Source organism: Crocinitomix algicola (assembly GCF_001661595.2).
Classification (GTDB): Bacteria; Bacteroidota; Bacteroidia; order Flavobacteriales_D; family Crocinitomicaceae; genus Crocinitomix; species Crocinitomix algicola.
In genome coordinates, this window is record NZ_LYPF02000002.1 from 168,035 (window position 1) to 193,547 (window position 25,513).

Consider the following 25,513-nt stretch of genomic DNA (forward strand, 5'->3'; position numbering starts at 1 on the left):
ACCCATCCCGATATTTCGGGATGGGTAAATAATTATTGATTTTGTCTATTTATTGAACAATCAATTTTTTAGCATCACCTTCGGTAGTTTGGATATAATAGATTCCAGCAGGTAAGTTTGAAGTGTTTATTTTATTAACGTAAGTAAGTACATTAATCAATTCACCATTAGCATTATATATTGCAACATCAGTTGTTCTGTTCATATATACTAAACCTGATGAAGGATTTGGATAAAGTTCTAATGTTTCAGCATCTTCGTTAACCTCAGGAATTGAAGCAAATCCTTTGTCAAATCCTGTTAAAGCAATTGTACAAGAGTTGTTGTATGGATAAGGGTTTGATCCACTCGGGTGTTGGCTGTTAAATAAGATTGTTTTACCATCAGGCAATCCTCTAACACCAGTGATTTCTGCTCCGAAAGGAACTTCAGCGATACGGATTAAATCATCTAATGTAGGTTCATCAATTCTCATATCCAACATGAATAATTCACAAGTTCTATTTGAGTATCCAGCAGGCATTCTACCGTTTGAAGTTCCGTTAAGGTCTTCGCAAATTAACATATAAGAAACATCACCAATTGTGATAAACCCTAAACCATCAGGATTTGATAAGTGAGTGTTAGGATAATCACCTTCCGCAACATCACCGTCAAAATCAGGTCCACCTTCCATGTAAACTGAAATTTCGTCTGTATCTACGTCAAGTTTTAAAACACGACCATAATAATCAACGTAATCTGAATCGTCAGGACCAGTTACACCTTGTTCAGTTGCTCTGTCAATATGATGTTGAGCATATTGTCCACCTTCATCATGCGCTGAATTCCAACGTGAAGCTGGGTTGTCTCTTCCTGTTTCAGTGATGTAAACATGTCCACCAACTTCGTCATAAGCTACCCACTCTAGACGGTTGAACATAGTTGCACCACCTTCAATAGCAACATCTTGGAAGTTTAACATTACGTCTAAATCTGTATTGTCAATTTCAACCCATTTTCCAGGTGCGTCAGCTTTATAAAAATAAGTTGTTCCTTCAGTGAAGTCTCCAGCAACATCAGCAACGAACTTAGTTAAAACGCCAGGAGTATTATCTGCTCCTAAATATACTGTTTTGTTATCTGGCATTACTTGACCACCCTCAAATGGCTGACGACCCCAGTTGTATTGCTTGCGCACAGCAGTTGCTTCTCTCGGATCAATTTCTACCATGTAGTTCATATTTTGAACCTTTTTTATTGTAGCTCCGTCTGCCATAGCTATACCTGAACCAGTAATTGTGAAATCACTTGTGTCTCGTATCCCAGCACCATCTGAGTAAATAGCGGCATTCGATCCTTGAAACCATTCCTCAGCAGTCCAAATTCTTCCGTCTGCAGCTGACTGAATTCCGCCACAGTTCATTCCAGTTTCACCTACTGTGTTGGCAAAATCAATGTTGAAAAACTCACCAGATCGACCATCACTTAAAGTTTGAGATACAATCTCGATAGAATCAGTTGCAGCGTTTCTTTTTATTTTGAACACGGTCATTCCACCACCATCTCCGATGTTATTATCAGAAACAATCATTTCGTGGTTGACAGAGATCCATCCTAAGTCATCACTATCTTCGTCCGCAGTGAAACCAATGAAATCATGCCATTGTTTTGCTGGAAATGATCCTGCTGGATTTCCATAAGTATCCGTTGTTTGTACTTCATCAACCCCTCCAATAAATAAAACTTGTTTTTGAATAAGTGATTCCGGCACAAGAACCGTTTCAGATTCGATCGTGAAATCGAAGTGCGGGTTAAACCCTAGTTGCGCGTGGCTTGCTGTAGCAGCGAACAATAGCGACGCAGAAAATAAAAATTGCTTCATTGTTTCGTTTTTGATTATGAGAACAAAATTAGAGTTGAGTTGTAAGTTTCTATTTACCTCATGTTTAAGTGTCGTTTAACACTCTGTTAACTGATGTTAAGAATTTCATTTACATTAACCTCTTTAAGTTACGTTCTTAATTATTTAGAATCGTTTTAGATTGTAAAGCCTTGTTTTTAAAGATAAAATGCCCTTAACGTTCATTAATATTGATTTTTCAATTGAAAGTTCGGTGTTCTGGTTTAAATTTGAGACATGAATAAAATAAAGTCAGAGGTTGAAATTTTAGAAAAATTAGGGATTGCGCAACTCAATGAAATGCAGCAGGCAACAAAGGAAGCATTTAAACATTCGAACAACTTGCTATTACTGTCTCCAACTGGTTCAGGTAAAACTTTAGCTTTCTTATTGCCGATATTAAACGCTATTGATCCTGACTTAAAAGAAGTTCAAGCATTAATTATTGTTCCAGCTCGAGAGCTAGCTCTTCAAATAGAACAGGTTATTCGAAGTATGGGAAGTGGTGTTAAAGTGAATGCTTTTTATGGAGGAAGAGCAGGAGCAAAAGATAAGATTGATTTAAATCACCCACCGGCAATTTTGGTAGGAACGCCAGGTAGGTTAGCGGCACACTTTGAGAGAGGTTCTGTTAATCCGCATTTTATTCATAACTTGGTGTTGGACGAATTTGATAAGTCATTAGAAATTGGATTTGATGATGACATGATTTTTATATTGGATCAGTTGACGATGATTAAAAAAACAATTTTAACATCAGCAACATTTGGAGTCGAAATACCTGACTTTGTAGAGTTTGACAATCCAATAGAACTGAATTTTCTTTCTGAATCAAAAAATAATTTAACACTCGAACTGGTTTATTCTGATGATAAAGGATTTGAAGATACTTTAATAAACCTTTTACACTATATAGGTAATAAACCGGGTATCATTTTCTGTAATTATAAAGATTCTGTTGAAGGCGTTGGTGAATTGCTAAAGCAGAACAATATAGATTACGGTATTTTTCACGGTGGAATGGAGCAACGAGATCGCGAAAGAACATTAATTAAATTTCGAAATGGATCACACCAGTTACTTGTTGCAACTGATTTGGCGGCAAGAGGTATTGACATCAGTGACTTAAATTTCATCATTCACTTTCAATTACCACATAGGGAGGAAGATTTTATACATCGTAATGGACGCACAGCAAGGATGCATGCATCTGGTACGGCTTATATTATGCTCACCAAATCGAGCAAGATTGATTATCTACCAGAAAAAAAGCCGTTAACATTACAGCCAATTAATGAGTTAAGTCCTTCTGCTTGGGCAACTCTATTTGTGTCAGGCGGTAGGAAAGATAAAATTTCAAAAGGGGATTTAGTGGGACTTTTGATGAAGCAAGGAGGGTTAAGCAAAGATGAAATAGGTGTGATTGAGCTAAATAGAGACTGTGCTTTTATAGGGATTAAAAAGGAAAAGTCAGATGAAATTGTTAATCAACTCAACAACACTCGATTAAAGAAAAAGAAAGTCCGTTTGAGACTTGTTTAGTTTCATAAAGGTTTTATTCGGGGATTCAGAATGCCTATATGCAAATATCTTGGGTAAAGTTTTATTCATTTTTGAAAGATTTGTTCTTCTTATCTAGATGGAGATTCGATTGGTCTTATTATTTCGGCTTTAGGTCTAAAAAGTGTTGATTTTACTGGGGGGAAATTATGATTTGAAACTATTCTGTCATAATTTGGTATACTAGACTAATTCTTAACACTATGGAAAATTTAGTTCTTAATGCCTCAGAAAAAACACCGTACTGTAATTTAGAATGTAACGGTAATTTTAAATTCGAAGGAGTCTCCATGCCAGAAGATGCAGCTACCTTTTATTTTAAAATTATCGACTGGATTAGTGATTATTATCGGACGCCAAGTGAAAATACTTTAATCACGGTAAATTTCGCTTATCTTAATTCAACCAGTTCAAGTATGATATTAAAGATATTTCATTCGTTAAACCGTTTACAAGATTCAGGTAAAACATGTATTAAATGCAAATGGTATTATGAGCCTGAAGATATAGATATGAAAGAGTATATTGAACAAGTGTCTGATTGCGCAAAAAATATTGAATTTGATGTTTGCCCGTTAGAATTGGCTGAGGATTAAATTTTTCGACCGATAGAAATACTTGCCCAGCTATGCCAAGTTTTGGAATATTTAATAAATTCTTTCGACCTGGCCTTAATGTGATAATTTAAATAAAGTTGTTTATAATTGAGATTGATACCAAGTTCAATCGTCCAAACGTGTCGAATAATTTCGTCGCGATTAATTGTGTAGGGGCTATCCATCCAAGGAAGACCTTGTAAGCTTGTGTTTCTTCCTACTAATTCTAGCAATCCTTGTCCGTATAATTCCCACCTTGCTTTTGACGATTTTTTAATTGGCTTTTTCAGTTGAATGGTATGTTTTGCTTCAGAAGAATCGAAATGACTTCTTAAACTGGATCTCAAACCAATCCCTAAATTGCTTGTGTAGTAGCCTAAATTTAGAAAATGTATTTTTTTTAGGCCAAAACTATTAAATAGTGTTGGTTTTATATGGTTTACAATAAGAATGTTACGCTGATATATTAACCTGAAATTGGGGAGTATAGTTTCAGTGTTCATTAATTTATTATTCCACCCATTGGCAGGAGGACTGTCGCCAATGGTATGTATTTTATCCTGAATCTTACCCGGTAAATCAGAGCCCATCACCCCGAAATAAAAGTCAAATATAATTTTCCGAGATGAAGTTTTACTCTGAGCGATTAATCCAAAGCTGGTATAAATGAATGAACTGAAAGGCCGATCATTTAGTATGATTAAAGAGTCTGATACATTGTATGGAGTGTAGAGTTCTGATCCAAAATTAACACTGAAATAACGCCTTCCCCCTGAAAACGGGTTAAATAAATTTCGCTTTACTTTAGTTTTTATTTGATGTAAAAAATCAATCTCTAAGCCACCTGTATATTGTTCATCTCTGTTTCCTAGAAAGAGAAAATCATCATCAAACCGAAAACCGATGTAACTTTTCGTAGAAGAAGGAAAGTCATTTAGTCTAAATTGACATCTGACGGAAGTGACTGAACAAATAACAAGCGATGACACATAAATTGCTTGGAAAAGTTTTTTAAACATCAAATCAGTTTTATTTTATTATTTTGTGTCCTACTAGTCAATGCTAAGTTTTAAACGTTGTAGTTGATTGGTGCTGAAGATATAAAAAGGAATTTAAATGCCAGAAGTTTTTAATAATTAATTATCATGAGAAAAATCACGTTTATTGGTCTATTATGCCTTGGATTAATGAATTGCAAATCAGATATAGATCGTGAAGCCAAAGGAGTGTTATCTTGGTCGGTTGGGGTAGTAGTGGATATAGGTTATGGGTTAGATATCACTTCGAATATTCAAAAAAAACGCTTACCACAAACGGTAGTAGGAGATTTTGTTTTAGACTTGGCGAACGGGAATTGTGAAGAGGCAATAAAGAGCACTATTGGTAAAGCTCGTGAAACAGTACAGGCTAGTTGGGATGCCGGTTGCGAAGAATACAAAACGATTATAAAAGGTGTGAACTGTGAGTTAAATGAAGAGGATAAAAAACGAATGATATGTGATTGTATAGAAGAAAGAGAGGGCCTAGAAATGACCTATTTTTATGAATTGAAAAAAATTAAACGGACATGGAAAATAGAGAATTATAGCAAAGAAATTGATTCTTCAGTAGATTAATGAAACGATAATCCTTTTATTATTCCGTTCGTGTAAGATATTGTTTACACTTATTATTCTTGACTATCTTCAATTAAAAATAAATTATGAAAAAACCTATTTTTTTATGCGCTGCAAGTTTATGGTTATTTGCTTGTAACAATAACACTAAAAAAGAAGAACAAGTGGAAAGTTTTGAATATCCAAAAACAGTAAAGAAAGCTGATAGTACGGTTTATTTTGGTAGAACAGTATTAGACCCTTATCGCTGGTTGGAAGATGATCGAAGTGAAGAAACAGAGGCGTGGGTAAAAGAACAAAATAAATTTACTTTTGGCTACTTAGATGAGATTGAATTTAGATCTAAAATAAAGGACAGGTTTTCTGCATTATGGGATTATGAAAAAGTTGGTTCTCCATTTATTGAAGGAGGTAAAACTTATTATTATAAGAATGATGGACTACAAAATCAGTATGTCATTTATCAAGTAGATGAGAATGGGGATGAACGTGTTTTCTTAGACCCAAATCAATTTTCAGAGGATGGGACCATTTCTTTAGGAAATGTGAGTTTTTCAAAGGATGGTAAAACAGTTGCTTACAGTATTTCTGAGGGAGGATCTGATTGGAGAAAAGTAATTATTATGGATGCGAATTCACTCGAAATTCTTGAAGATACGTTGGTGGATATTAAATTTAGTGGGTTGTCGTGGAAAGGTAATGATGGTTTTTATTACTCGAGTTATGACAAGCCAAAAGGAAGCGAACTCTCGGCGAAGACAGATCAGCACAAACTTTATTACCACAAGTTAGGGACTAAACAAAGTAATGATGAGGTTATCTTTGGAGCAAAACCGGAACAAAAGCGACGTTATGTTGGAGGTAGCGTAACGGAAGATGATCGTTATTTACTAATATCTGGGGCGATTTCGACTTCTGGAAATGAATTGTATATCATGGACTTAATGGATCCGAAAAAGGAAATTAAGGCAATTGTTGATAATTTTGATAGTGATTCTTATGTTATTGAAAATGAAGGAGAGAAATTATTTATTGTTACGAATTTAAATGCTCCGAATAAACGAATTGTGACTGTTAATGCAAACCAACCGAAACCAGAAAATTGGGTTGATTTTATCCCGGAGACAGCACATGTTCTCAGTCCATCTACTGGTGGAGGTTTTTTCTTTGCGAATTATATGAAAGATGCAGTTTCGCTAGTTAAACAATTCGATTACCAAGGTAATGAAATTACAACTGTCGAATTGCCGGGTATTGGTTCTGCCGGAGGGTTTGGCGGTAAAAAAGAAGATACAGTATTGTATTATTCCTTTAGTAATTACCACACACCATCTAGTCTTTACACATATAATCCTAAAAAGCAACATTCAACTCAATATTGGACACCTGAAATTGGATTTAATAAGGATGATTTTGAATCAACGCAGGTGTTTTTCGAATCTAAAGACGGAACGAAGGTTCCTATGATTATTACGCATAAGAAAGGAATTGAACTCAATGGAAAAAATCCGACTATCCTTTATGGATATGGTGGTTTTAATATCAGTTTAACTCCATCTTTCAGTTTGTCTACTGCAGTTTGGATGGAACAAGGAGGTGTTTATGCTGTTCCTAATTTAAGAGGCGGAGGTGAGTATGGTAAAGCGTGGCATGATGCAGGTACACAATTGAAAAAACAAAATGTATTTGATGATTTTATTGCTGCAGCAGAATATTTAATCGCGAACAAATATACTTCGTCAGAATACTTAGCGATAAAAGGAGGTTCTAACGGTGGGTTACTCGTGGGAGCTGTCATGACGCAAAGACCGGACTTAATGAAAGTAGCATTGCCTGCGGTTGGGGTTCTGGATATGTTGAGATATCATACGTTTACTGCTGGTGCAGGTTGGGCTTATGATTATGGTACGGCAGAAGATAGCCAAGAAATGTTTGAGTACCTATTGGGATATTCTCCTGTGCATAATGTTAATGAAGGCACCTCATATCCTGCTACCATGGTAACAACAGGTGATCACGATGATAGAGTTGTTCCCGCACACTCTTTCAAGTTTATCGCTGAGTTGCAGGCTAAAAATTCGGGGAATAATCCAGTACTGATTCGCATTGAAACGGATGCCGGTCATGGGGCAGGAACGCCGGTTTCTAAAATTATAGATGCTTATGCTGATGAAATGAGTTTTGTGCTTCACAATATGGGCGTTAAGGATTTTGTTATGAAAGAGTAAAAGCGAAATTAATATTAATAATTCACGAAGGGTGTTAGAGGATTAGTAAAATCTTCACACCCTTTTTTTATGTTTTTTTGATTAATTGATGAAGAATATGATGAATTTACTACAAGTAGAAATGTTTGAAACGCTCTCACGGATTTTAGCTAAAATTAGAGGCGATTTTTTTCCGTCACTATGTTCTTTCCAAAAGAAAAAAACACCGTAATATAGGTCAGTCGAATGTTAGTCGTTTTGAAATTAAAAAACGCTAAAAAAAATCTCAATAATTCAGAGGCAAAGAGTTGGAATCTTAAAAATATTGTGGTATAGAGTGAGCGAGATTTCCTTGTTAACATGTTGTTTTGCAATGGGTTGTTTGCTTTGTTTTTTCAGTGAGAAAAATCATGTTTTAAGAGGTTGGGTTTTCCACAAAATAGATACTTATTCACAATTTACTACTTTGTCAAAAACGTAAATTGGGTCGTGAAATACTGTATTTAGGCAGTTTAGTAAGTCTATTAACAAAGGGTGTTAATAACCTTTATTTTTTTGTCAAAAAGAGAGGCAAGTTTAGGACTAATTTTGATGGTAAGAACTGTTCTAAATAGATTTTATTATGTCAATAACTCATATTCAAAAACGAAATTATACTGCAAAACCTTTCCAACTGGAAAAAATCACGAATGCTGTATTTAAAGCTATGAATGCTGCTTCTGAAGGTGAATTAAAGGATGCTGAAATTATTTCGCACAAGACATACGAGAGCTTATTAGAGCGTGTTAATGCTTTGGAGAATTACACACCAACAGTAGAGGAAATCCAAGATTTAGTGGAGCAAAAATTAATGGAGAATAAGTTTTTCAACACTGCAAAAGCTTATATTCTTTACAGAAACGAACAAGCCCAAAAAAGGAAAAGAAATCTATTTGAAAAACGTGTAAATCTGAAGCCTTATGAATATCCAGAATTGTACGAATATGTTCCTGCTATTCGACATTCTTATTGGATTCATTCCGAATTTAATTTTACCAGTGACATTCAAGATTTTAAAACACATTTGTCTGAAGTTGAACGCAGTTCGATTAAAAATACAATGTTAGCAATCTCGCAAATTGAAATCGCTGTAAAAACCTTTTGGGGTGATATTTATAAAAGAATGCCAAAACCTGAGGTTGGCTCGGTTGGAGCAACATTTGCAGAAAGCGAGGTAAGACATGCTGATGCATATTCGCATTTAATTGAAATTTTAGGATTAAATACCGAATTTGAAAGCTTGAAAAAGAAGCCTGTCATAATGCGTAGAATTCAATACCTAGAAGCTTCATTATCAAATGCAAGAAGTACAGATAATAAGGCATATTCAGAAGCCGTTCTGCTTTTTTCACTCTTTATTGAGCACGTATCGTTATTTAGTCAGTTCTTAATAATTATGGCCTTTAACAAACACAAGAACATGTTAAAGGGAATTTCAAATGTTGTTGAAGCAACTTCTAAAGAAGAACAAATACATGGAGATTTTGGAATTGATATCATCAATATTATCAAAGAAGAGAATCCAGATTGGTTTGATGAGGAGTATAAGAAACGCATTACAGGGATGTGTTTAAATGCGTTTGAAGCAGAAAGTGGTATTGTAGATTGGATTTTTGAAAAGGGAGAATTGGACTTTTTACCAAAAAAGGTTGTTATCGAATTTTTAAAAGACCGATTTAACCGCTCTTTAGACAGCATTGGAATTGAAAAAGTATTTGAAACTGACGAATCACTATTAAGTGAGACAGAATGGTTTGACGATGAAATTATCGGGACAAAACACGGTGATTTCTTCGTAAAACGATCAATTAATTACAGTAAAAGAACTCAAAGTATTACAAGCGAAGACCTATTTTAATTATGAAAGAAGAATTTAGCCCCGAGAATGCAACATTAGCAGGAGATATTGCTACTGCTGCTGATAAATTGAAAACAGCGCGTGAAGAAGCGCGTCAACAAATGAACGATCCGTACAGTGATGGTTTTAAATGGTTAACTGAGCACAGCAGAAACTTTTTAAAAGCAGGTTATTTAACGGAAGGTGTAGAACCAGAGGAGCGTATTAGAGAAATCGCTGATAGAGCCGAAAAAATCTTAGGAATCGAAGGATTTAGTGACAAGTTCTTTTATTATATGTCACAAGGATTTTACTCATTAGCATCGCCTGTATGGTCTAATTTTGGTAAAGATAGAGGTCTGCCAATTAGTTGCTTTGGGTCTCATATTGATGATGATATGGGAAATATTTTATACACACAGTCCGAAGTAGGAATGATGTCCAAATTAGGGGGAGGAACATCAGGTTATTTCGGGAAAATAAGACATCGTGGTGCTGAAGTTAAAAATAATGGACAAGCATCGGGAGCTGTACATATCATGCAGTTATTCGAATCGATGGTTGATGTTGTTAGTCAAGGTTCTGTTCGTAGAGGTCGATTTTCGCCCTATTTACCCGTAGAGCATAAAGATATTTCTGAGTTCTTAGATATTGGAACGGAAGGAAATCCAATTCAAGAATTGACACATGGCGTAACGGTTGGAGATGAATGGATGCAAGCAATGATTGATGGTGACCAAGAAAAACGAACCATTTGGGCAAAAGTACTTCAAAGAAGAGGTGAAATGGGGTACCCATACATCTTTTTTAAAGATAAAGCTAATGCTGGTGCTGCGGATGTTTATCGTGATAAGAATCATGAAATCTATGCAAGTAACCTTTGTACAGAAATCATGTTACCATCAAATGATAACTGGTCGTTCGTATGTGTTTTATCTTCTTTAAATGTTTTACATTACGATAAATGGAAAGACACTGACGCTGTTGAAACCATGGTTTATTTCTTAGATGCTGTTATTACAGAATTCTTGGAAAAATTAGAAGTTTACAGAGATTCAGAAGATCGTGAAGATCGTCAGACCTTCTTGTTTATGGAAAGAGCTTATAATTTTGCCAAGGAAAACCGTGCTTTAGGATTAGGTGTTCTTGGTTGGCACTCATTATTACAGTCAAAAATGTATGCTTTTGATAGTCAAGAAGCGTTTAATTTAAATAATGAGATTTTTAAGAATATTAAAGAACATTCTTATAAAGCGTCTGAAGAATTAGCAGAACAATTTGGTGAACCTGAGTTGTTAAAAGGTTACGGTAGAAGAAATGCAACATTAAATGCTATTGCACCAACTACTTCATCTGCTTTCATTTTAGGACAAGTATCTCAAGGTATTGAACCTATTTGGTCAAATATCTATGTAAAGGATATCGCAAAAATTAAAACGACGATTAAGAATCCTTTCTTGGTTAATTTACTTCAGGAAAAAGGTATGGATAATCAAGAAACTTGGAGAAGTATTCGTGATATGGATGGTTCTGTTCAACACCTTGACTTTTTGACCGAAGCTGAAAAAGATGTCTTTAAGACGTATTCAGAGATTGATCAAATGGATATTGTTTATCAAGCAGCTAACCGTCAAGCATACATAGACCAAGGACAATCAGTGAATATTATTGTACACCCAGATATGCCTGTTAAAGAAATTAATAAAATACATGTAACGGCTTGGAAATTAGGGTTGAAGTCGCTTTACTATCAACATAGTATGAATGCTGCACAAAAATTTAGACAAAAGAAAGATTGTGCTAGCTGCGAAGCTTAAAAAAATAATAAATACAGTAAAAAGACTGCTGCCTTTTGGTGGCAGTCTTTTTTTATGCTCGATATTCCCTAACTTTGCAATAGAACCTTAATTATGGATTTACCAAAACACAATGATTTGCAAGCAAAGTCCTTGGCTGAACGTGTTAAAGAGCTAGAATGTTTGTATAAAATCTCTCAAATTTCAGGAAATTTTAAAACTGATTTAGTTAAAGCCTTAACATTAATCTTAGCAGAAATTCCTAAGGGTTGGCAATTCCCTGAATTAATGCAAACTTATCTGGTTTATGGGAATGTGGAGTACGGAATTAAGCCAACGGATGAAATGTATCAATCCTGTAGCTTCGAAATTCATCCGAACATTAATGGGTGTTTATTCGTGTATTTTGAAAAGGATAAAGAACCTAATAGTGGCCAAAAGTTTTTAATTGAAGAACAAGCTTTATTAAAACAAATTGTTCACGAAATTTCAGGGTTAATCGAATTGGATGAAAAGCGTAAAAGTGAACGTCTTATCCAAGAAAAATTGAAACATAGTGATCGTTTAAATTTGTTGGGTGAGCTAACGGCCGGAATTGCTCACGAATTGAATACGCCTCTTGGAAATATAATTGGGTTTACAGAATTATTGCTGAAGGATGAGTCAGATCCGAATAAAATAAGTGACCTCAATCGGGTTTTAAAATCTTCAAAACATGCTAGCGAAATAGTTAAAAAATTGCTTTTTTTCTCTTGTGAAATGCCTTCTCAATTCAAAAAATCTAACTTAAATAAAGTTATAAAGGATTGTATTGATTTGTTGAAAATTCAAATTAATGAAAAACAAATTCAGGTCAACTTAAACCTTAATCTTGAGATACCTCTGTTTAAATTTGATGCCATTCAAATAACCCAAGTTATTTTTAATATGGTGTTAAATGCCATTCATGCAATGGATTTACAAGGACAGCTTTGTATTGTCACGAAACAGGAAAATAAAAATATTGTTTTGATAATTCAAGATAATGGGGCCGGAATTCCTCAAAATGATTTGGAAAAAATATTTCAGCCTTTTAATTCGAATAAAGAGAATGGAGCAGGTCTTGGTTTGGCGGTAACTCATGGTATTGTTCAAGCTCATAAAGGAAGGATTAAGGTTGAATCGAAAGAAGGTGAAGGGACCTGTTTTACTATTTATTTACCAATAACAGAATAATGAATAAAGATACTTCTATTTTAGTTGTTGATGATTCGCACGATATGCTAGAATTAGTGCGACGGCAATTGGTTAATCTAGGGTTAAATCCAGTGGTTTCGGATAATGTAATGGATGCGATTGAATTGTTGGAGCAGACAACATTTGACTTGCTAATTACAGATTTAAATATGCCAAAAATAGGAGGGGAACAACTGATTAAATTTGTAGCGGAGCATGTGCAAAACCTCCCAGTTTTAGTGATTACAGGGTATCCAAGTATCGATTCGGCAATAAATGTGATGAAATTGGGAGCAATGGAGTATTTGATTAAGCCGTTTACTGCTGAAGATTTGGCTTATGCAATAGAAAATATTCTGAGCGATATTCCAGAGCCATCAGAATCTTTAGTTAACGAAAATAGAAGTAGTTACCATGGTATTATTGGTGCAAGTGACAAAATGCAAGAACTCTATACCACGATTGAACGAACGCGATCAAATCGGGCAACAATTTTGATTAATGGAGAAAGTGGTACGGGTAAAGAATTAGTGGCGCGAGCAGTTCATTACGGAAGCGATTTTTCAGCAGCACCCTTTATTTCTGTTAACTGCGGAGCTATTCCTGAACAGCTTTTGGAAAGTGAGTTGTTCGGACATCTGAAAGGAAGTTTTACTGGTGCAATTTCAAACCGAGCTGGTTTTTTTCAAGCGGCGCATGGAGGAACTTTGTTTTTGGATGAAATCAGCAATACTTCTTTAGCCGTGCAAGCTAAATTACTGAGAGCAATCCAAGAAAAAGAAGTTACGGCACTCGGGGCAACTAAAAGTCAAAAAATTGATGTTCGAATAATTACTGCAACCAATGTCAATTTACAGGAGTTGGTACGTCAAGGTAAATTTCGTGAAGATTTGTATTATCGTTTAAATGTTATATTTCTTGAAATACCACCATTACGTGATCGAAAAGGTGATATTGTATCCTTGGTCAGGTACTTTAATCAAAAATTCAGTAAAGAATTGTCTAAGAATAAATTAAAGTTTCACAGAAATGTAATCAATTCGTTTAACAATTATGCGTGGCCAGGAAATGTTCGAGAATTAGAAAATTTTATTCAACGATTAGTTGTCATGCATGACGATGAAATTACGATGGTTGAAATTCCGGACTATATGAAATCTAAACCTGCTCAAAAAGAAGAGGATGATGAAGTACTCTCGTTAAAAGAGATGGAAAGAAAATACATTCAAAAAGTACTACTTAGCTTTGATAACAATAAATCTAAAGCAGCGCAAGCTTTAGGGATAGATCGTAAAACTCTAAGGGAAAAGCTTAAATAAACAAAAAATCATTGGTTCAATTCGTACCGTAATGGGGAATTTTGTACCAGAATGTTGGTAGTAAAAATCCAAGAAAAAGTAGGGGGTAAAAACTAATGCCCTGAACTTCAGTGGTTGGTGCTTTTGTTTTGCTCAGAATTTCTGTTTTGGCATTGGACTTGCCTTTAGTAAAGTCAAATTATAAAACTGATATGAGCATTTGCAACAATTGTACACATGATAATTCCTGTGTTTTTAGAATGTCTGAGAAATATAGCTCCTTTATGTTTTGTGACGGACATGAGGTACAAGAGAATTTGACATCTTTATCTGTTGAGCAGACTCGCTCACCTCAAATGGCTCGAACGATTTTGGATTTATGTGCAGATTGTGACTCAAGCAATACCTGTACACTTAGAGATCCGGAGCATTTTATTTTTCAGTGCGAACACTATTCTTAAACTATATATTATATGGAAACAATCAAAAAAAAATCTGCTAAAAAAGGCATGTATGAAAATGTGATGAAGCAGTACGATCAAGCTGCCGATATCATGAATTTACATGGTGGCATTCGAAAAATTTTAGCCAATACCAATAATGAAATTGTAGTTCATTTTCCTGTAAAATTGGATGATGGGACAATTGAAGTATTTACAGGATATCGTGTACAACATAATAATGCACTAGGACCTTACAAAGGAGGATTGAGGTATCATCCAACAGTTGATATTGATGCGGCAAGAGCTTTAGCAATGTGGATGACCTGGAAAAGTGCTATAGCAGGTTTGCCTTATGGTGGAGGAAAAGGAGGAATTCAAATTGACCCTAGTAAGTATTCGGAGGCGGAATTAGAACGAATTACACGAAGGTTTACCTACGCTTTAGGAGATAATATTGGACCAGATTTAGATATTCCTGCTCCAGATGTTAATACGAATGCCAAAATTATGGCATGGATTGCAGATACTTACTCTTCAATTAAATCACCATCGGTACGCCAAAAAAACATGCACGTCGTAACTGGTAAACCTGTTTATTCAGGTGGATTAGCTGGTAGAGATAGAGCAACAGGCTTTGGAGTTGTGGTGAATATTAAAAACTGGGCTAAAACAAATAATATAGACTTAAAAGACAAAACTTTTATTGTTCAAGGTTTTGGAAATGTAGGGTATTGGGCATCACATTTTTTAATTAAAGAAGGCGCAAAATTAATAGCCGTTCAAGACGCAAGTGGAACAATTGTAGCAGATAATGGAATAGACCCTGAATCACTTTTAGACCATACAAAAAATAATAGTGGAAATGTTGCGGGATTTGTTGACGCAGCTGAATTTGAAAATGGAGGTTTTTTTGGAATTAAATGTGATATCGTTATACCAGCAGCATTAGGAAATCAAATTACAGAAGAAAACTGTGAGACTATCCAAGCACAAGTTATTGCTGAAGGTGCAAATGGACCAGTGAATACTGAAGCAGAACGTATTTTATTGGATAAAGGAATTCAAATCATCCCAGATATTCTTTGTAACTCTGGTGGCGTAATTGGTAGTTACTACGAATGGCTGCAAAACAAGAGAAGTGAGAATTGGAAAATCAGTATGGTGTTGGATATGATTGAAGATAAGATTATAGATGCTTACGATCGAGTAGTGGAAACATCTCAGAAACATAATGTAAGCTGGCGAGTTGGTGCGTATGTTGTCGCATTAGAACGATTGGAGCAAACTTATAAAGAAAGAGGGGTATTCCCATAGCCTATGAAAGTATTAGGAGTATTAAAGGAGAACACTGGTGTTACCGTTGTTTGTTTAACACCAAATAATGTTGCGTCTTTAGTAAAAGACTATACCGTTCTTGTAGAAAAAGGAGCAGGAGATGACGCTGGATTTAGTGATCAAAATTATAAGGATGCCGGTGCTCAAATTCTAGACTCAAGAAATAAATTAATTAATCAAGCAAATATTATTCTGACTCATCATGCTCATATTGATGAGTCAGAACTAAACGAACATAAAATAGTTATTGGGGGGTATAATGTTTTAGATGATTTTACATCCTTTATTCAATTTACCAACGCTAATTTTGACCTCTATAGTTTAAGTCTCTTACCTCGGACTACAATTGCGCAATCGATGGATATTCTTTCCAGTCTTGCCTCGTTGTCCGGTTATCAATCGGTCGTTTTAGGGTTAAATAAATTGAAAACGGTAGCACCTATGATTTCTGGTGCTGGTGGAACATTGCCCCCTTCTAACATTTTAATTCTAGGAGCTGGAGTAGCAGGGTTGCAAGCTATTGCTACCGCAAAAAGAATGGGTGCAGTGGTTTATGCATTTGATATTCGAAAGCAAACCAAAACTGAAGTTGAAAGTTTGGGTGGCAAATTTATTCAAATTGAAGGAGCAGTAGAAGATGAAAATAGTGGTGGTTATGCCGTTGAGCAAGGTGATGATTTTATGCAAAAAGTAAATAGCACTTTGACAAAGTATATTAAAACTGCAGACTTAATTATTACCACTGCAAGAATTCCTGGTAAAAGGGCACCACTTTTAATTAACGAGTCAATGTTTGATGAAATTAAAAGAGGAGCAGTAGTTATTGATTTAGCCGCTGATACAGGAGGCAATTGCGCTTATATTCAACCGAATGAAGAGTTAATAAAGAATGACGTACGTTTGATAGGTAATTCAGCATTGTATGAATCCTTACCCGGTTCGGCATCAGTTCTTTTAGGCAATAATATGACAGCGTTTTTAAAGCATTACAATCAATGCGGAAGTCCTAAAGAGGACGAAATACTTCAGTCTACTTTAGTGGTTAAAAATGGGGAAGTCGTTCATGAAAAAATCTGTGAAGAAATAAGTAATTATTAAGATGAATTTTAGTTTAAGTTTAACACCACTAGACGGTGTTTATATTGTGTTGTTGTGCATTATTGTTGGCATAGCAATTATTAAAAATGTACCTGCTGTTTTGCATACACCATTAATGTCTGGCTCAAATGCGATAAGTGGAATTATTATTATTGGCGGGGCGATACAATTGTTAGGACCAAAGTTTGGTTTTAATTTATCAACAGTTGTTTCGGCAATCGGTGTTCTCGTTGGTACAATTAATGTTTCAGGTGGCTTTTTTGTTACTCACCGGATGTTGAAAATGTTTCAAATAAAAAAATAAGGGATGATTTTAGGAGGGAATTTAGGTGTTTTATTTGGTGCGTTTTCTTTTGTTGTTGGAATGCTTTTAATGGGAAATCCTAAGAAAGCATTTAAGGGGAATTTATTGCTGGTAATTGGAATGATCGCTGCAATTATTGGTACTGTTATGATTCAATTGGTGGAATTAAATAACATTCCCTGGGCGCGACTTGGTGTTCTGTTAGGTTTGTTAATGATTGGTACTTTAATTGGCAAAAAAGTTTCGTTTAGCTTTCAATTGACCAAAATGCCAGAATTGGTTTCATTATTTAACGGTTTTGGAGGGTTGGCAGCTGGGTTAATTGCACTGGTGGGTATTTTGCAAATTAACGGAAATGAGTTTTCAATAGCAAGTCTAAGCTTATTGGTGTCCTCAGTATTTTTAGGACTTTTCACATTTTCAGGAAGTTTAGTAGCCTTTTACAAATTAGGAGGAAGATATAAATGGAACTTTAAGACAAATCAATGGGTGAATGCATCTATTTTGATTTTAAATATAGGGTTAATATTTGCAGTATTATTCGCTAATTCACCGCTGATTGGTTTGATGGCACTTTTCTTATTGGTTGTAACGAGTTTATTGCATGGAATTGCTTTCTCGAATGGTATTGGTGGAGGAGATATGCCCATTTTAATTTCAGTCTTAAACGGGTTAACAGGTTTGTTGACAACGGTTTCTGGAATATATTTTGGGAGTACTGTGATGATTTTATCAGGTGTTTTTGTTGGTGCCACTGGAGTTATTTTAACAGTTCAAATGTGCGCAGCTATGAATACCTCTCTAGTTAAGGTGTTTTTTGGAGGAGCAACCGTAGGAAGTCAAGCAGGCGCAAATAATGATTATAGCGAATTGATAGAAACAACTGCTCCAAAAGTTGCTGGAGATCTCATGCTTCTTCAGAAAGTAGCTATTGTACCAGGATTTGGGTTGGCCGTCGCTAAAGCCCAAAAGGTATGTCGAGAATTGAAAGATGAGTTAGCGGGTATGGGGATTGAGTTAAAATTTGTAATACATCCTGTGGCAGGAAGAATGCCAGGACACATGAATGTTTTGTTGGCTGAAGCAGGGATAGAATACGATGATATTTTGGATTTAGCAGAAGGAAATGATTATTTGGAAGAGGCAGATTTGTGTTTTGTGATTGGAGCAAATGATGTGGTTAATATCTCTGCGGAAAACGATCATGAATCCGTGATTTATGGAATGCCAATTGTTCAAACCTACAAGGCAAAAAGGGTTGTGGTTTTAAAGCGAAGCTTAAGCCCTGGGTACGCAGGAATTAAAAACCCTCTTTTTGAGAATGAGCAAACGTCCATGTTGTTTTTGGATGCAAAATCAGCATTAGAATTAATTGTTAAAAATCTTAAGTTGAAATAGTAAAATTTGTGTAAAGGCATGAAGCGCGTTATTGTCCCAATTGATTTTTCAGAGACATCAGATAAGATTGTTCGAACTGCTCTCCAATTTTGTTTACATTTTAATGTCGAACTCTATTTACTCCATGTTTTTGATTATACCCATCTCGATCTTGATTTTAATCAACAAAAGGTGAAAACTGAAATTGATTTTAAGAAAAAAGAGATGGGTAAATTGGTGACTTCAATTCGAAATGATAAAAAATATGAGAAAATAAAGATTGTTGAAGCGTTTGGACATGGCACTTTGGTGAGAAATTTAAAAAGTCTAGGTTTTCAATCGAAGAAGGACTTAATTGTTTTGGGTATATCGGGAGAACATCGTTTATTGAGAAGAATGTTTGGTACGAAATGGACTGAAATTGTTCAAGAAATTGAGAACCCTATGTTTTTACAACCAAATCAGTTAGAAGTAGATTTTATCAAGTCCATAGTTCTTGGGATAAATGAATCAACAACTTTGAATAAGCCAACAAGCAATTTATTGGAAAGCGTATTGAGCATGTATAATTTAGAGGTGATCAAATTGGTACATGTTATTGCTGACTTTAAAGATGATCGCGTAGACAACGTGGTTAAAAAATATGATTTACCTTATACATACACCGAATTTTGTGACACAAACATTTCTGAAGGGTTACAACATTTTGTTCAAAGAGCAAAAGACACATTACTAGTGCTAAAGAAGCGTACACCTAAATTACCCCTTCAGAAAAACATTATCCAAGAGCTTACGTTAGATGCAAAAATTCCATTGATGATAGTTTAAGGTTTATAATCATCATTTGAATATTGAGTTTAGTTTAGTGAGCATTTAAAGTAAGGAGGATAAAAAAAAGGACTGTTCTGTAAGGGACGGTTCTTTTTGTTTGGTGAAAAGTCTAAATAACTGCAATTCTAAAACGAGATGACTGTTGACTGCATGTGTTTTTCTGAATGGCGTGCTGTTAATTTAAAGAAAAAAAGCAGGTAGATTTTCAAAGATTATATATTCAATAATTAACCCAAAACTTATGAAAAAGTAAATTAATCTTCTACTCTGTCTACCTGCACTACAAAGATACAAAGACTTAAACGATATATCCAAACAAATTCCATAGGAAGACTAATTTTATCGATAAACGGTCTTTTTATTATGATACTGGTCTGAAAAACTTCGCTAAAATTAAAATTATTAAATCAAGCTGATTGTATTATCCGCTAAGGATGGCAATGACAGCTTACTGAAAAAATGATTTTAGTTTGGCTAGACTTGAAAGGTGACAACAGAAACCCTTTCAAGATTATGCAAAAACTTAGTCATTTTGAAGTAACTATAATGGACAGCCTGTTAAAGCGGCCAGAAAAATTTTAATCCACATCCTTCCCTTACTTCCTTTAAGCATTTTCTCTCTTTTTATTGCAAGAGTTTTGCTAAGAAAAATTTCCACATGAATAACTTTCCAAGGACGAAAATTTTTGGTGTAGCCTTTATGTCCGTTATTATGATAATATATGCGTTGAATTAAATTGCTAGTGTAACCGATATAAATTTTATCGAAATTATCACTATATAGCACATATACAGCAAAATGCGTTTCCATAAGTGTTAGGTTTTGGGTTAAAAAAAACCGAAAGTAGAACTTCCGGTTTTCAAGTGGCGAGAGGGAGATTTGAACTCCCGACCTCAGGGTTATGAATCCTGCGCTCTAACCAACTGAGCTACCTCGCCGTATTCATTTCTCAATGTGGGGTGCAAATGTAAATTATTTTTCTTAAATACCATCAATATTTTTTAAATAATTATTTAAAAAAAGGCATAAAAATTCTAACCGGCTGAAAGCCTATTAATTTCTAAATTTGTTTTTGATAATTTTGACATTATGAAGTTATTTCCTGAGGATGGAGAAAAGAATTGGCTGCCTTATAATGGGGTTGTAAATTATTTTGGAATTATAATGAATGCACAGATGATAGGTTTTTATTTTAATCACTTAATGCACGAAATACCTTGGCGACATGATGAAGCACACCTCTATGGTAAGAGAATAATTACGAAAAGGAAAGTAGCTTGGTATGGAGATGAGCCATTTCCGTACCGTTATTCAGGTACAACAAAGACTGCTTTGCCTTGGACCAAGGAGTTGTTAGAATTAAAAGTAAAAGTCGAGCAGCGAACAAAGGAAACGTTTAATTCTTGTTTACTTAACTTGTATCACGATGGATCAGAAGGAATGGCATGGCATAGCGATGGGGAAAGAGAATTGAAGAAAAATGGTGCGATAGCAGCATTGAGTTTAGGAGCAGAACGAAAATTTTCTTTAAAGCATAAGAAGGACCGTACAAAAATAAACTTTCTGCTTGAAAATGGTAGTTTATTAGTAATGAAAGGCGAGACACAAACTTATTGGTTACATCGCATTCCACCAACGAAGAAGGTATTTGAACCGAGAATTAGTTTAACCTTTAGAACAATAGCGAAGGAAGCAACTATTTAGGCCATTTAAATACCCAAGCTTCACTTGCATCAGTACTAACACTTGATTTTCCATTGTAAGCCTCGCTATTAGAATCGTAAGACTTGATTGAGACCATGTAGAGTCCATCAAATCGACCTAAAATTATAGCAGGATAACCTTTGTTCGACATTGCTTCTACATAGGCTTCTGCATTTGATTTTTCGCTAAATGAGTTCCCTATTAAATGATATGATCCGTTATTTGAAGAAGTGACTACTGGCTTTGATTCACTTTCAGTTTCCTGAACACCATTATTGGTTTCGTTTTTATCAGTTGAATCTAAGTCTTCAAAATTTTCGACATGCGTCGTGTCGGCAACCATAGTCTCCTCTTGAGAATCATCGCTTTCACTTAAAGCTTCTTTTTCACCAGAGTTTTGGACAGTTTCAGGCTTGGATTCTTCTTTATTGATGAATGCTAAAATCTGATCTTTGAAAAAATAACCTGTCACTGTTAAGCCAATTAATAGAAGCAAGAGAATAATCCAAGGTAATTTTGATTTTTTCTTTTTTTCGATCTTCTCTTCTTTCTTCTTCTGAGCTTTAGGGATAGTTTTCTGTTTCGATTTTTCGTCAAACGACGCTTTGGTTTCTTTTACTTTATTACCAATTTCGGCTACTGTTTTATCCGTTTTTTCAGAAACGATAGCTGTCGCTGCATTGGCCTTATCTTTCAATGAATTTTCTTCTTTTTTATTATCCTCCTCTGCAGGTTTAAAAGTGTTTTTCGCTTGTTTGTCTTCCGTTTTTGGACTTGCTTTGGCAACTGCCTTTGGAGCGGCTAACTCTTCCTTTTTGGCAAGTTTTTCAGCCTCCTCTTTAGCTTTTTTCTTCGCTTTTTCTATTTTTTTAGCTTCTTCTTCCTTTTTCGCTTTTAAGGCCTCAGCTTCCTTTTCAGATTTATTCTCTCGAATGATGTCAGCAGGTGTTACAACCGTCTTTTTAACCGTTTCTTTTTCCTCTTGTGATTCGTTTTCACCACTCAGGATTGCCCCTTCATTGGTCATTTCAAAATCGACATCACCATCCGAATTTTTGACAAATCTTCCGAATTCAAACATATCGTAAGAATTGCCTTTTCCCAGCTCAGCTTCAATTTCGCGAACAAATTTTGCAACTTTGTTTTGAGCCTCTTGCTGTTCAATACCCTCCTTTTCTGCGATAAATTTTGCTAAACTACCATCATTAAATTTGAGATGTTGATTGAAAACAATCTTACCGGTTTTCTGACTTGGCACCATAAGAGCTCCTAAACCAGGGAGAATTACTGAATTTTGAATCTTTAGTATTTCAATCAAGTATTTATTCATGATGGTAATTTTTGGCTTTGTTATTGGTTTATTGTAAAACGATTACAAAATAAGAAATTCATTTTATTTTGCGCTATTCAAAAAATAATTTAGACGAATTTATAAATCACTTAGTTTAAAAGTGCGATCTAAACGAACACCTTTCTCAGTTAATTTAACCGTACAACATTCATTTTGATGGTCATGTTCAAGCATCAAAACAAAACTTTCTTTTGCTGCTGTTTCTAGAAAATCTCCTTTTTCAGCAAGGGTTAATAAGGGGCGTGTATCGTACCCCATAACATAAGGCAAAGGAATGTGACCAACGCTTGGTAGTAAATCGGCCATGAAAACTAATTTATTTCCTTTATAATCTAACATCGGTAACATTTGACTGTCCGTATGACCATCAACAAATAAAAAATCCATTCCTAATAATTCAGGAGCTTTTGTAATTTGATTTTCTCGATTGATAAATTTTAGCTGACCACTTTCCTGAATGGGAAGTATATTCTCTGCTAGAAAAGAGGCTTTTTCACGTGCATTTGGTTCGGTAGCCCATTTCCAATGCCTTTCATTACTCCAATATGTAGCATTTTTAAATACAGGTCTAAAACCATTATCCGTGCGAGAAATGGCACCTCCACAATGGTCAAAATGTAAATGAGTTAAAACTACATCAGTTATGTCATCAAGTGAAAAACCGTACTGCTCAATACTCGATTTTAAGGTTTCATTGCCAAATAGATAATAATAACTGAAAAATTTTTCAGATTGTTTATCTCCAATACCGGTATCAACAAGAATTAACCGATCACCTTCTTCAATCAGTAAACAGCGCATGCTCCAAGAGCACATATTGTTTTCGTCTGCAGGATTTGTGCGTTGCCAAATGGATTTAGGAACGACACCAAACATTGCACCACCGTCAAGTTTAAAATTACCAGTTTCGATAGGATATAATCTCATAAAAAATATTTTCTACCAAATATAAAGATTGATTGAAGGAAAATTTAGAAATCGAGTGTTTATTTTTATTGTTCCAAAATAAGCTGTTGAAAACTATAGGAGATGAGGAGATTTGATACGTTATTTTTGGTCAATTTAGTAGAAAGAATAAAAGAAGTTATGCGCGTACATTTTATTGCAATTGGAGGAAGTGCAATGCACAATTTGGCAATTGCCTTGAAACGAAAAGGGGATGTGGTAACCGGATCGGATGATGAGATTTTTGAACCCTCCAAAAGTCGTTTAGCAGAAAATGGTATTTTACCCAAAAGCATTGGATGGAATACGGATTTAATTACAACTGATCTCGACGCAATTATTCTTGGAATGCATGCACGCATTGATAACCCGGAATTATTAAAGGCTCAAAAATTAGACTTAAAAATTTATTCATACCCTGAGTTCATATTCGAACAAACAAAAGATAAAATTCGACTTGTTGTTGGGGGTAGTCATGGTAAAACTTCAATCACATCAATGCTTTTACATGTCATGGATAAGCTTGGTATAGAAACAGACTTTTTAGTTGGAGCCTTATTAGATGGCTTTGATTGTATGGTGCAACTTTCTGATGCTAAATACATTGTTATTGAGGGCGATGAGTATTTATCTTCGCCAATCGACTTAAAACCAAAATTTCACTGGTATGCGCCACATATTGCTTTAATTAGTGGAATTGCATGGGATCATATTAATGTTTTTCCGACGTTTGAAAACTACGTTTCACAGTTTAAAATATTTACTGAAAAGATAGAAGAGAAGGGGAGTTTGATTTATTTTAAACATGATGAATCAATACAAAGTATAGTTCCTAAACTTAGAGAAGATATTCAAAAAGTTGGTTATGAAGCAGCTCCCTACAAGGTTGTTGAAGGTGTAACATATGTTCATTATAATAATCAAGAAATTCCGCTTAAAGTTTTTGGAAACCATAATCTTCAAAACATTGAAGGAGCACGGTTAATGTTAAAAGGTATTGGTGTTTCCGATGACGATTTTTATCGTGCAATACAATCCTTTAAAGGCGCAGCAAAACGTTTGGAATTAATTGCTGAGGGGCCAAGTTCTAATGCTTATAAAGATTTTGCGCACTCGCCCTCTAAACTGAAAGCAACGGTTTCGGCAGTGAACGAACAATTTCCGAACCGTAAATTAATTGCATGCATGGAACTTCATACATTTTCATCGTTAAAAAAAGAATTCCTGCCTCAATATGATCAATGCATGGTTGAGGCCGATGAGGCATTAGTTTATTTTAGCCCAGAAGTCGTAGCACATAAAAAGTTAGATCCCATTACCGCAGAAATGGTTGAACAGGCTTTTGGTTCAGCCAACGTTAAGGTGTATACAAACTCTGAAAAGTTGCAAAGTGATTTGAAAAGTAAAAATTGGGAAAATTCAAACTTACTTTTGATGAGCTCAGGAAATTTTCACGGAATTGATTTAAATGCTTTTGCAAAATCTTTAATCGAAGAGTAATTATTGTCTGAGGATAATTTTTCGAATAACAATTGTGACAAAGAAAGAATAGAAAAGAGAGAACATAAATAAGATCATTAAGTGAAAGAATGATGTGAAAAATTCTCCTACAAAAGTTCTTGTTTGGTCTTCTTGATTTTCAATAAAGTCATCAAAGCTCTTATTGGTCCACTTGTCATCAACAGCTTGAATGTCTTTTATATAAGTCTCTTCGTTTGGAATTTTTTCATGAATAGCAGCTATTCTGTCGTTCGTGATACTTTCCTTTATGCTTTCGTCTATTTGACTGTGGTAGAGATATACAAATCCTGTAATGAGAATCGTATACACAATACCAGATTGCATTGCAATTTTGAAGTCTTCAATAGCGTTTACTGTTTCGTAATTATTCTCTTTTTTGGTTAAGTATAACCCCGTGAAAATAGCACCGAGTAGTAAAAACAGATTGATGAGCTCAGATACAATGAAAAAATCCACTGAGTACCCTAGTAAGTAGGCAATTAGGACCAAAATGATCCAAATAATTCCAAATAATAAACCTGCTTTTACTGAAGTCTTCATTATAGTACATTAGAGTT

At 34.9% G+C, this 25,513-nt stretch carries 22 protein-coding genes and 1 tRNA gene; 16 read left to right on the plus strand and 7 right to left on the minus strand.

All coding sequences use genetic code 11. The annotated features are described in order from the left end of the window. Positions 1-49: 49 nt before the first annotated feature. Positions 50-1,864, minus strand: coding sequence for an alkaline phosphatase PhoX (locus A8143_RS02370; protein ID WP_066755708.1), 1,815 nt, complete (start codon positions 1,862-1,864; stop codon positions 50-52). Positions 1,865-2,119: 255 nt separating this feature from the next. Between A8143_RS02370 and A8143_RS02375 the strand changes: the two genes are divergently transcribed. Beyond that, positions 2,120-3,424 carry a DEAD/DEAH box helicase gene (locus tag A8143_RS02375; RefSeq protein ID WP_066755709.1) on the plus strand — a complete coding sequence of 435 codons (1,305 nt, stop codon included), beginning with the start codon at positions 2,120-2,122 and terminating at the stop codon, positions 3,422-3,424. Positions 3,425-3,645: 221 nt separating this feature from the next. Further along, positions 3,646-4,038: a DUF1987 domain-containing protein gene (locus A8143_RS02380; RefSeq protein WP_066755710.1), complete on the plus strand. Its 393-nt coding sequence runs from the start codon at positions 3,646-3,648 to the stop codon at positions 4,036-4,038. Here the strand turns inward: A8143_RS02380 and A8143_RS02385 are convergent. Continuing rightward, complete coding sequence (locus tag A8143_RS02385; protein WP_139134244.1) at positions 4,035-5,057, minus strand: lipid A-modifier LpxR family protein; 1,023 nt, start codon at positions 5,055-5,057, stop codon at positions 4,035-4,037. The genes A8143_RS02380 and A8143_RS02385 overlap by 4 nt on opposite strands. Positions 5,058-5,183: 126 nt before the next feature. On the opposite strand from A8143_RS02385, the gene A8143_RS02390 reads away from it, so the two are divergent. The 12 genes from A8143_RS02390 (at position 5,184) to A8143_RS02440 (ending at position 19,431) form a co-directional block, all read left to right on the plus strand. Continuing rightward, positions 5,184-5,654 (plus strand): hypothetical protein, encoded by a 471-nt coding sequence (locus tag A8143_RS02390; protein WP_066755718.1) that lies wholly within the window; start codon positions 5,184-5,186, stop codon positions 5,652-5,654. Between the two features lie 86 nt (positions 5,655-5,740). Next, positions 5,741-7,882, plus strand: coding sequence for a prolyl oligopeptidase family serine peptidase (locus tag A8143_RS02395; RefSeq protein WP_066755721.1), 2,142 nt, complete (start codon positions 5,741-5,743; stop codon positions 7,880-7,882). 601 nt (positions 7,883-8,483) lie between these two features. Then, complete coding sequence (locus A8143_RS02400) at positions 8,484-9,758, plus strand: ribonucleotide-diphosphate reductase subunit beta (RefSeq protein WP_066755724.1); 1,275 nt, start codon at positions 8,484-8,486, stop codon at positions 9,756-9,758. A 2-nt stretch (positions 9,759-9,760) separates the two neighbouring features. Next, positions 9,761-11,554: a ribonucleoside-diphosphate reductase subunit alpha gene (locus A8143_RS02405; RefSeq protein ID WP_066755727.1), complete on the plus strand. Its 1,794-nt coding sequence runs from the start codon at positions 9,761-9,763 to the stop codon at positions 11,552-11,554. Between the two features lie 93 nt (positions 11,555-11,647). Then, positions 11,648-12,748, plus strand: coding sequence for a sensor histidine kinase (locus A8143_RS02410; RefSeq protein ID WP_066755729.1), 1,101 nt, complete (start codon positions 11,648-11,650; stop codon positions 12,746-12,748). Next, a complete protein-coding gene (locus tag A8143_RS02415) occupies positions 12,748-14,067 on the plus strand; it encodes a sigma-54-dependent transcriptional regulator (RefSeq protein WP_066755731.1) in 1,320 nt (439 codons plus the stop codon). Before A8143_RS02410 ends, A8143_RS02415 begins: the two co-directional genes overlap by 1 nt. Before the next feature lie 191 nt (positions 14,068-14,258). Further along, on the plus strand, positions 14,259-14,507 hold the full coding sequence (locus A8143_RS16825) for a hypothetical protein (RefSeq protein ID WP_139134245.1): 249 nt from the start codon (positions 14,259-14,261) through the stop codon (positions 14,505-14,507). Positions 14,508-14,519: 12 nt separating this feature from the next. Beyond that, on the plus strand, positions 14,520-15,803 hold the full coding sequence (locus A8143_RS02420; protein ID WP_066755732.1) for a Glu/Leu/Phe/Val family dehydrogenase: 1,284 nt from the start codon (positions 14,520-14,522) through the stop codon (positions 15,801-15,803). A gap of 3 nt (positions 15,804-15,806) precedes the next feature. Continuing rightward, positions 15,807-16,922, plus strand: a complete 1,116-nt coding sequence (locus A8143_RS02425) for a Rossmann-fold NAD(P)-binding domain-containing protein (protein ID WP_066755733.1) — start codon at positions 15,807-15,809, stop codon at positions 16,920-16,922. A 1-nt stretch (position 16,923) separates the two neighbouring features. Further along, positions 16,924-17,226: a proton-translocating transhydrogenase family protein gene (locus tag A8143_RS02430; RefSeq protein WP_066755735.1), complete on the plus strand. Its 303-nt coding sequence runs from the start codon at positions 16,924-16,926 to the stop codon at positions 17,224-17,226. Between the two features lie 3 nt (positions 17,227-17,229). Continuing rightward, positions 17,230-18,624: an NAD(P)(+) transhydrogenase (Re/Si-specific) subunit beta gene (locus A8143_RS02435; RefSeq protein WP_066755738.1), complete on the plus strand. Its 1,395-nt coding sequence runs from the start codon at positions 17,230-17,232 to the stop codon at positions 18,622-18,624. An 18-nt stretch (positions 18,625-18,642) separates the two neighbouring features. Continuing rightward, positions 18,643-19,431, plus strand: a complete 789-nt coding sequence (locus tag A8143_RS02440) for a universal stress protein (protein ID WP_066755745.1) — start codon at positions 18,643-18,645, stop codon at positions 19,429-19,431. A 544-nt stretch (positions 19,432-19,975) separates the two neighbouring features. On the opposite strand, the gene A8143_RS02445 is transcribed toward A8143_RS02440, so the two are convergent. Continuing rightward, on the minus strand, positions 19,976-20,245 hold the full coding sequence (locus A8143_RS02445; RefSeq protein WP_066755748.1) for a GIY-YIG nuclease family protein: 270 nt from the start codon (positions 20,243-20,245) through the stop codon (positions 19,976-19,978). Positions 20,246-20,299: 54 nt separating this feature from the next. Continuing rightward, positions 20,300-20,373, minus strand: a tRNA-Met gene (locus A8143_RS02450). Positions 20,374-20,524: 151 nt separating this feature from the next. On the opposite strand from A8143_RS02450, the gene A8143_RS02455 reads away from it, so the two are divergent. Further along, on the plus strand, positions 20,525-21,139 hold the full coding sequence (locus tag A8143_RS02455) for an alpha-ketoglutarate-dependent dioxygenase AlkB family protein (RefSeq protein WP_066755751.1): 615 nt from the start codon (positions 20,525-20,527) through the stop codon (positions 21,137-21,139). On the opposite strand, the gene A8143_RS02460 is transcribed toward A8143_RS02455, so the two are convergent. Together A8143_RS02460 and A8143_RS02465 are read right to left on the minus strand one after the other, a co-directional pair. Then, positions 21,132-22,469: an SPOR domain-containing protein gene (locus A8143_RS02460; protein ID WP_066755753.1), complete on the minus strand. Its 1,338-nt coding sequence runs from the start codon at positions 22,467-22,469 to the stop codon at positions 21,132-21,134. The genes A8143_RS02455 and A8143_RS02460 overlap by 8 nt on opposite strands. Positions 22,470-22,568: 99 nt before the next feature. Continuing rightward, positions 22,569-23,417, minus strand: a complete 849-nt coding sequence (locus A8143_RS02465; RefSeq protein ID WP_066755757.1) for an MBL fold metallo-hydrolase — start codon at positions 23,415-23,417, stop codon at positions 22,569-22,571. A gap of 102 nt (positions 23,418-23,519) precedes the next feature. Between A8143_RS02465 and A8143_RS02470 the strand changes: the two genes are divergently transcribed. Then, positions 23,520-24,935 (plus strand): UDP-N-acetylmuramate--L-alanine ligase, encoded by a 1,416-nt coding sequence (locus tag A8143_RS02470; protein ID WP_394332100.1) that lies wholly within the window; start codon positions 23,520-23,522, stop codon positions 24,933-24,935. Here A8143_RS02470 and A8143_RS02475 read toward each other — a convergent pair whose 3' ends face one another. Further along, positions 24,936-25,496 (minus strand): DUF4199 family protein, encoded by a 561-nt coding sequence (locus tag A8143_RS02475; RefSeq protein WP_066755760.1) that lies wholly within the window; start codon positions 25,494-25,496, stop codon positions 24,936-24,938. Between the last annotated feature and the right edge of the window lie 17 nt (positions 25,497-25,513).

Bases quoted from the DNA above. Each gene is read 5' to 3' on its own strand.
- A8143_RS02390 (WP_066755718.1), top strand. From the start codon at position 5,184: ATGAGAAAAATCACGTTTATTGGTCTATTATGCCTTGGATTAATGAAT.
- A8143_RS16825 (WP_139134245.1), top strand. From the start codon at position 14,259: ATGAGCATTTGCAACAATTGTACACATGATAATTCCTGTGTTTTTAGA.
- A8143_RS02425 (WP_066755733.1), top strand. From the start codon at position 15,807: ATGAAAGTATTAGGAGTATTAAAGGAGAACACTGGTGTTACCGTTGTT.
- A8143_RS02370 (WP_066755708.1), bottom strand. From the start codon at position 1,864: ATGAAGCAATTTTTATTTTCTGCGTCGCTATTGTTCGCTGCTACAGCA.
- A8143_RS02400 (WP_066755724.1), top strand. From the start codon at position 8,484: ATGTCAATAACTCATATTCAAAAACGAAATTATACTGCAAAACCTTTC.
- A8143_RS02455 (WP_066755751.1), top strand. From the start codon at position 20,525: ATGAAGTTATTTCCTGAGGATGGAGAAAAGAATTGGCTGCCTTATAAT.
- A8143_RS02465 (WP_066755757.1), bottom strand. From the start codon at position 23,417: ATGAGATTATATCCTATCGAAACTGGTAATTTTAAACTTGACGGTGGT.
- A8143_RS02435 (WP_066755738.1), top strand. From the start codon at position 17,230: ATGATTTTAGGAGGGAATTTAGGTGTTTTATTTGGTGCGTTTTCTTTT.
- A8143_RS02395 (WP_066755721.1), top strand. From the start codon at position 5,741: ATGAAAAAACCTATTTTTTTATGCGCTGCAAGTTTATGGTTATTTGCT.
- A8143_RS02470 (WP_394332100.1), top strand. From the start codon at position 23,520: ATGAGGAGATTTGATACGTTATTTTTGGTCAATTTAGTAGAAAGAATA.
- A8143_RS02380 (WP_066755710.1), top strand. From the start codon at position 3,646: ATGGAAAATTTAGTTCTTAATGCCTCAGAAAAAACACCGTACTGTAAT.
- A8143_RS02375 (WP_066755709.1), top strand. From the start codon at position 2,120: ATGAATAAAATAAAGTCAGAGGTTGAAATTTTAGAAAAATTAGGGATT.
- A8143_RS02405 (WP_066755727.1), top strand. From the start codon at position 9,761: ATGAAAGAAGAATTTAGCCCCGAGAATGCAACATTAGCAGGAGATATT.
- A8143_RS02385 (WP_139134244.1), bottom strand. From the start codon at position 5,057: ATGTTTAAAAAACTTTTCCAAGCAATTTATGTGTCATCGCTTGTTATT.
- A8143_RS02415 (WP_066755731.1), top strand. From the start codon at position 12,748: ATGAATAAAGATACTTCTATTTTAGTTGTTGATGATTCGCACGATATG.
- A8143_RS02430 (WP_066755735.1), top strand. From the start codon at position 16,924: ATGAATTTTAGTTTAAGTTTAACACCACTAGACGGTGTTTATATTGTG.
- A8143_RS02410 (WP_066755729.1), top strand. From the start codon at position 11,648: ATGGATTTACCAAAACACAATGATTTGCAAGCAAAGTCCTTGGCTGAA.
- A8143_RS02420 (WP_066755732.1), top strand. From the start codon at position 14,520: ATGGAAACAATCAAAAAAAAATCTGCTAAAAAAGGCATGTATGAAAAT.
- A8143_RS02475 (WP_066755760.1), bottom strand. From the start codon at position 25,496: ATGAAGACTTCAGTAAAAGCAGGTTTATTATTTGGAATTATTTGGATC.
- A8143_RS02460 (WP_066755753.1), bottom strand. From the start codon at position 22,469: ATGAATAAATACTTGATTGAAATACTAAAGATTCAAAATTCAGTAATT.
- A8143_RS02445 (WP_066755748.1), bottom strand. From the start codon at position 20,245: ATGGAAACGCATTTTGCTGTATATGTGCTATATAGTGATAATTTCGAT.
- A8143_RS02440 (WP_066755745.1), top strand. From the start codon at position 18,643: ATGAAGCGCGTTATTGTCCCAATTGATTTTTCAGAGACATCAGATAAG.